The 7,417-nt window shown below is 65.7% G+C and carries 8 protein-coding genes and 1 pseudogene; 5 read left to right on the top strand and 4 right to left on the bottom strand.

Features of this window, described 5'->3' with window-relative positions:
• From MIC448_RS04275 to MIC448_RS04260, 4 genes and pseudogenes are all read right to left on the bottom strand, one after another.
• Positions 1–214 (bottom strand): annotated as a pseudogene (locus MIC448_RS04275) (hypothetical protein); the annotation flags it as partial.
• 63 nt (positions 215–277) lie between these two features.
• Positions 278–679: a DUF1304 domain-containing protein gene (locus tag MIC448_RS04270; protein ID WP_036296509.1), complete on the bottom strand. Its 402-nt coding sequence runs from the start codon at positions 677–679 to the stop codon at positions 278–280.
• Between the two features lie 155 nt (positions 680–834).
• Positions 835–1,344 (bottom strand): hypothetical protein, encoded by a 510-nt coding sequence (locus MIC448_RS04265; RefSeq protein ID WP_051513119.1) that lies wholly within the window; start codon positions 1,342–1,344, stop codon positions 835–837.
• Between the two features lie 2 nt (positions 1,345–1,346).
• Positions 1,347–1,760 (bottom strand): DUF4383 domain-containing protein, encoded by a 414-nt coding sequence (locus MIC448_RS04260; RefSeq protein WP_036296508.1) that lies wholly within the window; start codon positions 1,758–1,760, stop codon positions 1,347–1,349.
• A 156-nt stretch (positions 1,761–1,916) separates the two neighbouring features.
• Here MIC448_RS04260 and MIC448_RS04255 point away from each other — a divergent pair, with 156 nt between their 5' ends.
• The 5 genes from MIC448_RS04255 (at position 1,917) to pilM (ending at position 6,851) form a co-directional block, all read left to right on the top strand.
• Positions 1,917–2,729: a glycosyltransferase family 2 protein gene (locus MIC448_RS04255; protein WP_036296505.1), complete on the top strand. Its 813-nt coding sequence runs from the start codon at positions 1,917–1,919 to the stop codon at positions 2,727–2,729.
• A 510-nt stretch (positions 2,730–3,239) separates the two neighbouring features.
• Entirely contained in the window at positions 3,240–3,671 is a 432-nt protein-coding gene (locus tag MIC448_RS04250) for a prepilin-type N-terminal cleavage/methylation domain-containing protein (protein WP_036296504.1), read from the top strand.
• 68 nt (positions 3,672–3,739) lie between these two features.
• Positions 3,740–4,240, top strand: coding sequence for a hypothetical protein (locus MIC448_RS04245; RefSeq protein WP_144237980.1), 501 nt, complete (start codon positions 3,740–3,742; stop codon positions 4,238–4,240).
• Positions 4,237–5,739, top strand: a complete 1,503-nt coding sequence (locus tag MIC448_RS04240) for a hypothetical protein (RefSeq protein WP_144237979.1) — start codon at positions 4,237–4,239, stop codon at positions 5,737–5,739. The genes MIC448_RS04245 and MIC448_RS04240 overlap by 4 nt, the downstream gene beginning before the upstream one ends.
• Positions 5,740–5,816: 77 nt before the next feature.
• Entirely contained in the window at positions 5,817–6,851 is a 1,035-nt protein-coding gene (pilM, locus tag MIC448_RS04235) for a type IV pilus biogenesis protein PilM (protein ID WP_051513117.1), read from the top strand.
• Positions 6,852–7,417: the final 566 nt, after the last annotated feature.

Raw genomic sequence — 7,417 nt, 5'->3', positions numbered from 1 at the left:
AGGCGATGAGGGCCAGCAGCAGGCTGGGGGAGGCCGAAACCGCATACGAGGACCCCGGACGGAGCCCGCCCTCGGGCAGCAGGGACGCCAGCAACGGATGCACCGGCAACGGCGGAGCCTCGACCCGCGGGGCTTGTGCGCGGTCGAGCTGCGCCCGCAGGCGTCTCAGTTCGTCCGCGGGTGAAGCCGCAGTGTGGGGGAGTGGCGTGGCCATCCCGTCATGCTAGAACAAAGGTTCGACACTGGCCAGGCCGGCTGTTGGATAAGTGTACGAAACTCAGAGAAACAGTCCCGCGATCATCAGCACGACCGCGATCAGGGGCGCCGCGCCCTGCACGGCGGCGGCGCGTGCCTTCGCGGGCGACGACAGCACCAACACCAGGCTTGCGGCGAGCATCGATCCCGTGCCGACGAGCACGAGGGTTGCCCCGACGGGCAGGTTTCCCGCAGCGACAAGGACGATTCCGACCCCGGTCGCGATCGCGAGGAACAGATTGTAGAAGCCCTGGTTGAACGCCAACTCACGCGTCTGCCGTGCCTGCTCGGGGGTCGTGCCGAACGTCGCCCGTGCCCGGGGTGTCGTCCAGATGATCGACTCGAGCACGAAGATGTAGACGTGGATGAGGGCTGCGAGGCCCGCGAAGACCAATCCGGCAATGACCGGTCCGGCAATGACCATGGTGCGCTCCTTTGGTGGCCGGCGTCCTGCGCCAACACCCCATCATCGCGCTCGGGTAGGCCCCGTGTCTCGCCGCGAACGGTCGCGACTCACCGTGTCCGCAAGAGGCACGCGGTGAGTCGCGACCGTTCGCGAAGATCGACGAGAGGACAGGCTCAGTGCCCGTGGTGGCCCGTCATCTCGCCGTGTGGCACGGCGTAGTCGCCGGCGTTGGTCTGCGCGAGCGCCGGAGTCGTCAATCCCGACACCAGTAGTGCTCCCGCCACGACGCCGATCAGTGCGCGTCCCGCGGGGACGGCAGAGCGAGCGGATGCCTCGGCATCCGTGCTCCCCTCACCCAGCCCCCGAGCAGCCCGGCGCAACGTCACGGCGGCCGCGCCAGCGATCGCCACGAGCATGATGCTCGAGCTCACGAGCGGCATCCACGCCATCAGGTCGAACAGGGCGAGGACAAGTCCACCGAGGGTCGCAATGACCCCCACGGCGAGCGTCGTGCGCACCAGAGGCATCCGTCCGAGGCGCAACGCGACGATTCCCCACACCAGCTCGGCGACTCCCAGCGCCGTGAGCGGCAGAAGCACACCGAGCGGTGAGCCCGCCGCCACGGCGATGTGGATGAGGCCCGCCCCCCAGGCAAAGAGGGCGGGCCACATGCGAATCGACATGATCAGGCGAGCGCCGAACGGTTCGACACGCCGCGCTCTGCACCGAGCCCGACACCGAGGAGCACGATCGCGCTCGCGAGGTGGAGGAAGTGATCGGCGGTGTTCAGCGCGAGGATGTTCGCGGCCGTGCCGACCAGGAAGAAGCCGACGATTCCGAGCAGCAGGTAGACCGCACCGATCGTGGTGTTGACGCCCTTGGCCGCGCGGACCGAGGACAGCCCGGCGATCAGCAGGGCGGCACCGATCAGGAGGTGCGCGATGTTGTGGAGCGGGTTTACCTCGAAGATGCCGAGGAGCAGTCCGCCGTCGGTCGCGATGAATCCGACGCCGCCGGTCACGGCGAAGCCGAGCAGGCCGACCAGGACATAGACGGCGCCGAAGATGATGGCGACCAGGCGGTTGGGTGATGTGCGCATGAGCGCCTCCGTTCTGCACGGTGATTCCGTGTCGTTGGGTGTTTCGGAGGCTAACGCTCATTGGATTGAAAGCTGAGGGGATTGCGTTCGACCGTGAGACCCGACAATATGTGCGCCCTGACGGCCCGATTCCACCCCGCGGAGTAGGTTGACATCGTGTCGCTCGCTCCCCGTGTCGCCGTCGTGATCCCGTGTCGCGACGACGCGGAGTTTCTCGAGGCGTGCCTGGTGGCCCTCGCCGCGCAGGATCGTCCCGCCGATCGTGTGATCGTGATCGACAACGGATCGACGGATGCTTCCGCGGCTGTCGCCCGCGCGCACGGTGCCGAGGTGTTCGTGGAAGATGTCGTGGGCATCTGGCCGGCGGCGGCGCGCGGCTATGACGAAGCCGTGCTGGATTGCGACATCATCGCCCGGGTGGACGCGGATTCGCGGCCGCACCGGGACTGGATCTCACGGATCGTCCGGGCGTTCGTGGCCGATCCTGCGCTCGGTGCCCTGACGGGTTCGGCGGAGTTTTACGGGGCGGGTCCGGTCGTGCGGTATCTCGGGGCGAAGTGGTACATCGGCGGCATGTACTTCTGGGTTACGCCATGGCTCGGGCATCCGCCGGTCTTCGGCTCGAACTTCGCGATGCGCAGGGCGCTGTGGGTGCGGGTGCGCGACGAGGTCGACCGTGCAAACGCCGCCATTCACGATGATCTGGACCTGTCGATCCACCTGCGCCGTGCGGACGGCGTTCGATACGACCCGACGCTGCGGATGCCTGTCTCCGCGCGCCCGTTCGCGACGCACGGTGCCCTGTGGCGACGTGTCGGGCGCGTGATTCCGACGTTCGCCGCGAGTTGGCCCGTTGGTGCGGCCTGGCGACGCGAGCGTCCGACCCTCGAGCGGCAGGACACCCGGGGCGAGAATCGGGCCGAGGTTCTCGACGAGGGTGACGAGTGGGCTCCGGGCTTCGGTCGTTGAGCTCTCGCGAACCTCAGGTTCGGCTCAGGATCGCGCTATTCCTGAAGACTTTCTCGGCCAAACGGCAAAGAGTTTATCGGGCATGAACAGGGATTTCTTTTTGCCCCCCACACATTGTTTCTCCACAGTCGCACAATCCTGGCTTGACTTGAACATGAGAACTGTCTCATGATCTTGAACGGGGAAGGGATCGCTTGACGGTCCCACACACCTGGCTTTGGGGGCCGGGGGTATCTGGGGATTTTTCTGGAGCTCCTTCCGTCGTTGAAGTCGAGTCGTAGGAAATTCCACTGGGGGATACGGGCATGCGTGCATCCATTGATCGCGCCGTCGGCTGGGGCCAACGGGGTGCGGTCGTCGTGACGGCGGGGAGCCGTTTCGACACGCACGTCGGCTCGCGTACCGCAGTCGGATAAGACCGATCCGCGCGCTGCGCGGGTTGGACAAGACGTCTGGCGAAAGCCGGACGGCTGGGGAAATGCAAGCTCGCACTGGGGAGGGTGAGCGCACATGGGGATGATGCGAGATGGCTGGTGGGGACCGGCCAAGACTGAAGCGGGCTTTAGCCTCGTCGAGGTCGTCATCGCGATGTTGCTGCTGATGGTGATCTCCTTGGCGGTTCTTCCGCTGATGATCACCGCCACGCAGTCGAGCGTGAGTAACCGGGAGATGGCGAAGGCGAATGCCTACGCCAGCTCCACTGTCGCGGCGCTGCGGGCGCAGTTCCCCGATTCCACGACGGCGACGTCGTGCGGATCGGTGAGAGCTGTCACCGGGGAAGCTGACGCCGAGACCGGCCTCACCTCGACGATCACCTTTCCGGGTGGGTGTCCGGCGCAGTACCCGGGAACGGTGACCGTTCAGGTCTCCGTCGCCCGTACCGCTGCGCCGGGCACACCGCTCGGAACGGTCTCCACACGAATCCTGGTGGGCAAAGCATGACGCCCCGGGGAACGAAACTTTTCGGCACGACGGAGCAGAGCTCCGGTGTCCGGGGCGATGAGGCGGGAATGTCTCTCGTTGAACTCATCATCTACGGAGCGATCACCGCGCTCCTGCTCAGTGTCCTCGCGACACTCTTCGCCTCGAGCCTGAGCGCCGAGGCCCAGACGCGTGACCGCGATACCGCGACGGGACGTGCGCAGGTGGTGATGAGTTCGCTGCAGTCGAGCATCCGCAACGCCAGCGACATGCGGGTGGATGGCAATGTCGTCCGTGCCGTTGTCGCGACCGGCACGAGCGGATGGTCCTGCGAGGCGTGGGCGCTGCAGGGTGACCGTTTGCTGTACCGCACGTCGAGCTCGGCGATCGGGTTGCCCGACGCATCCGGTACCGGTTGGTCGACCCTCGCGAGCGGGGTGTCCGCGACGAAGGCCGGCTCTTCGTTCTCGATGTCCGGACGCACGCTCGGCGTGTCACTCACAGTGAAGGCGGGCGCGACGACCGTGCCCGCGGCAGGCGAGGTGCTCGCGCAGGCGAAGCAGAGCGGAACGGCGAAAAAATGCTGGTGAACCGTTCACCCGTGCGCGGCGAGAAGCGTCGCGCCTCCGACGACACCGGGTCCGCAATCGTCTCGGTGTTGATCGTCATGATTCTGCTGAGCCTGATGGGCTTGACCGCCGCCGCGATCGTCACGAACACGACCGGCTCGGTCGTGCAGACGCGCGGCAGCGTACAGGCGAAGGCCGCAGCGGATGCCGGCATCACCGCGGCACTCGCGCAAGCGCGTCGTACGAGCGAATTCTGCTCGCTGTCGCTTTCCGGCTCGCAGCCCAGCTACACGGTGACGAGTTCGTGCGCGTCCAACCAGGTCACCTTCACATCGACCGGCCGCGGTACGGACGGCGGCACGACGAAGACGCAGGCCGTCTACGCCTACACGCCCGCGAAGGATGTGGGCATGGGCGCCGATCTCACGTTCTTCAACAGCGCCACCTTCACGTACGAGGTGAAGACGGTCAGCCCGGGCAACGCGCTCACCATTAACATCCCGAAGGGCGACTTCACCTGCCAGGTACCGATCGCGGCATCCATTCGTGTGCAGGGTTCGTTCATCACGAAGGGCTCGTGTGACGTCGCGGGATCGGTGACGGCCGGCGGTTCGGTCGAGATGACGAACGGTAGCGACACGGTCCGCGGCAATCTGAGCGCCGCCGGAACCGACAAGAGTCTTGTGCGCGGTTCGGTCGGCGGGGCGCTGACGGTCGGCGGATCGCTCGAATTCGGCTGGGAACAGAAGATCATCGGCGGCAATGTGCAGGCCACGGGCGACGTCAAGCTCGGAAGCCAGCGGCTTTCGAAGGCACTGACGTTCCCCGCGGGAAAGAAGTTCGAGCAAGATCAGGGGGTCGTCAGTGGCACGATTTCGCGTCCCGCCGCGGTGACAGCTCCGGCGGCCCCGTCGTTCGATGCCTGGTTCGACTATGCATATAAGTCCTCAGACTGGCCGGGCTACTCGATCATCACGCTGACCGCTTCCGGCACCGGTCCGGGCACGTGCAATTACTTCAACGCGCACCCGGCAACGGGATGGACGAGCCTGTCGTCGCTCACGACACCCACCGTGTTGGATGCGCGCGCCTGCTCGAACCTCAGCGCGAACAGCGGCACCGATCCCGTGGTCACGCTGAAGACCGACCTGGTGATGCTGGCGAAGAGCTACGACCTGACGATGCTCACGATGACCGCCTCGTCGGGTACGAAGCCGAAGGTGCGGGTCATCGTCGAAGACACGACGAAGGACGCCAAGCCCTCGTGCACGAACGGCGCGGGCAGCATCAACATCAACGGCACCTCGATGGCGTCGGGCATCACGGCGCTCGCCTACACACCCTGCACGGTCGACGTGCACGGCATCGGCGGTCGCGACAAGTGGAACGGCAGCCTCTATTCGGGCGCGTTCTCGTACGGCGGCCTGGTCACGTTCTCGAGTTCACCGATCTCGCTGCCCGGAATCACGGGTGGTCTGCCGGTGCTCGGCGATCTGGTTTCACAGCGAGACATCCGTTAGCGGATGAGAACGGCGCCACACGGCGCACCGGCGATGGGGGTCGTCGGACGAAGAGAAAGTGATCTGGGGGAGTAATCATGGCGAAGACAGTCATCGGGTTGGAAATCACGGAAGAGAGCGTTCGCGCGGTCGAGGTGACCGCGGGGCGCCGTCCGGTGCTCGTCGCGAGCGGCGAGGTCGCGCTGCCCGCGGGCGCCGCGAAGGATTCCGAAGTGCTCGATCCGGATGCGGTGGCCCTGGCCTTGCGCCAGCTGTGGACGCGCGCGGGCTTCCAGAGCCGCCGCGTGGTGCTGGGTATCGGCAGCCGGCGCGTGCTCGTGCGCGAGTTCACGACGCAGGCCCTGCGCCCGGATCTGCTGAAGCAGTCCTTGCCGTTCCAGGTGCAGGATCTGTTGCCCGTTCCGGCCGAGCAGGCCGTGCTCGACTTCCTGCCCATCGCCGAGGTGGACGGACAGGTCAGCGGGTTGCTCGTCGCCGCCGTCTCCGAGACGGTCGAGGTTCTTCTGAAGACGCTCGAAAAGGCGAAGCTGCGTGCGGATGCTGTCGATTTCGCGCCGTTCGGATTGGCTCGAGCCGCGGGATCCTTCGCGGCGCCGGGTGAGACCGTCGCCATGGTCCACGTCGGTGACCACACGAGCTACGTCGTGATCGTCCGCGACGGAGTACCGCTGTTCGTCCGCATCCTGCCCATCGACCTGCCGACCGCGGCCAGCATGAGCCGCGAAGAGGGCGCCGATGTGGACGCCGCTCTCGCCGAGATGCTCGAGACGGTTCCCGCGGGCGCACGCGTGCGCCTGGGTGCCGGATCGGATGGGCACCCGCACCCTCCGATTCCCCTCGCCGCCGCGGACCTTGCCGCTCGTGTGCGCAGCACCCTGTCTTTTCACGCGGGTCGTGCCGATGCGCCCGCCGTCGACCGTGTGCTGCTCAGCGGCGCCGGTGCGGCGTCTGAGGGCGTCATCGACGCGCTCGACACCGCGCTCGACGTCGATGTCGTGCTCGTCTCGGCTGGAGACGTGATCACCTCCGAGCTCGTGCATCTGCCGGAGGGTGACGCGGGTCGCGACTTCGTGAGCACGCTCGGCCTCGTCCTCGGCGCGGAGGCTGCATGAGGACCTTCCCCCATAAGTTCACGCGGCGCGCGGGGATCATCATGATCGTCGCCGTTGCGCTCGCCGCCGGCATCACGGTGGTTGTTCCGCTCGTCGTTCGCGCGATGGGCTGAGAGAAAAGAATTCGGTCGCCCGGACATCCCCCCACCCCCCCTTGTCTGCAAGTGACCGAATGGCCGCCCCCGGGTTTCGATACGTCGATTCCCGGGGGCGGATTCCTGCATGAGATGAGCGCGTTCTCATTTTAAGAATGAGATGAGTCTCATTTGGCGGTGTTCGCGTGAGTGAGTCTGCGGATTCTCATGTTCATTTCGGGTGGCGCCGAAGCCATATTCTCGTGAATATGATGAATTGCTTGGCGCACTGATTAGTGGCATTTATCAGGTATTTAGCGGTGTTGGGTATGGCTTTTCGTGTGCGTACTTGAGCGGATCTTGAGGGTGTTGAGCCGTTCTTGAGCCAATGCTTATCCACAGATCGACGCTCTTCGCTTGACACACATATGAGAGTTCCCTCATGATTCTGAACGGGGGATGGATGCATTCAGTTGCATTCGCCAAATGAGG

This window comes from Microbacterium sp. C448 (assembly GCF_000582705.2).
GTDB classification, from domain to species: domain Bacteria; phylum Actinomycetota; class Actinomycetes; order Actinomycetales; family Microbacteriaceae; genus Microbacterium; species Microbacterium lacus_A.
This window is presented reverse-complemented; position numbering and strand designations above follow the sequence as displayed.

What these genes read in the sequence shown, in the direction of transcription:
- MIC448_RS04270 (WP_036296509.1), bottom strand. Translation starts at nt 679, where the DNA reads ATGGTCATTGCCGGACCGGTCATTGCCGGATTGGTCTTCGCGGGCCTC.
- MIC448_RS04265 (WP_051513119.1), bottom strand. Translation starts at nt 1,344, where the DNA reads ATGTCGATTCGCATGTGGCCCGCCCTCTTTGCCTGGGGGGCGGGCCTC.
- MIC448_RS04260 (WP_036296508.1), bottom strand. Translation starts at nt 1,760, where the DNA reads ATGCGCACATCACCCAACCGCCTGGTCGCCATCATCTTCGGCGCCGTC.
- MIC448_RS04250 (WP_036296504.1), top strand. Translation starts at nt 3,240, where the DNA reads ATGGGGATGATGCGAGATGGCTGGTGGGGACCGGCCAAGACTGAAGCG.
- MIC448_RS04245 (WP_144237980.1), top strand. Translation starts at nt 3,740, where the DNA reads ATGTCTCTCGTTGAACTCATCATCTACGGAGCGATCACCGCGCTCCTG.
- pilM (WP_051513117.1), top strand. Translation starts at nt 5,817, where the DNA reads ATGGCGAAGACAGTCATCGGGTTGGAAATCACGGAAGAGAGCGTTCGC.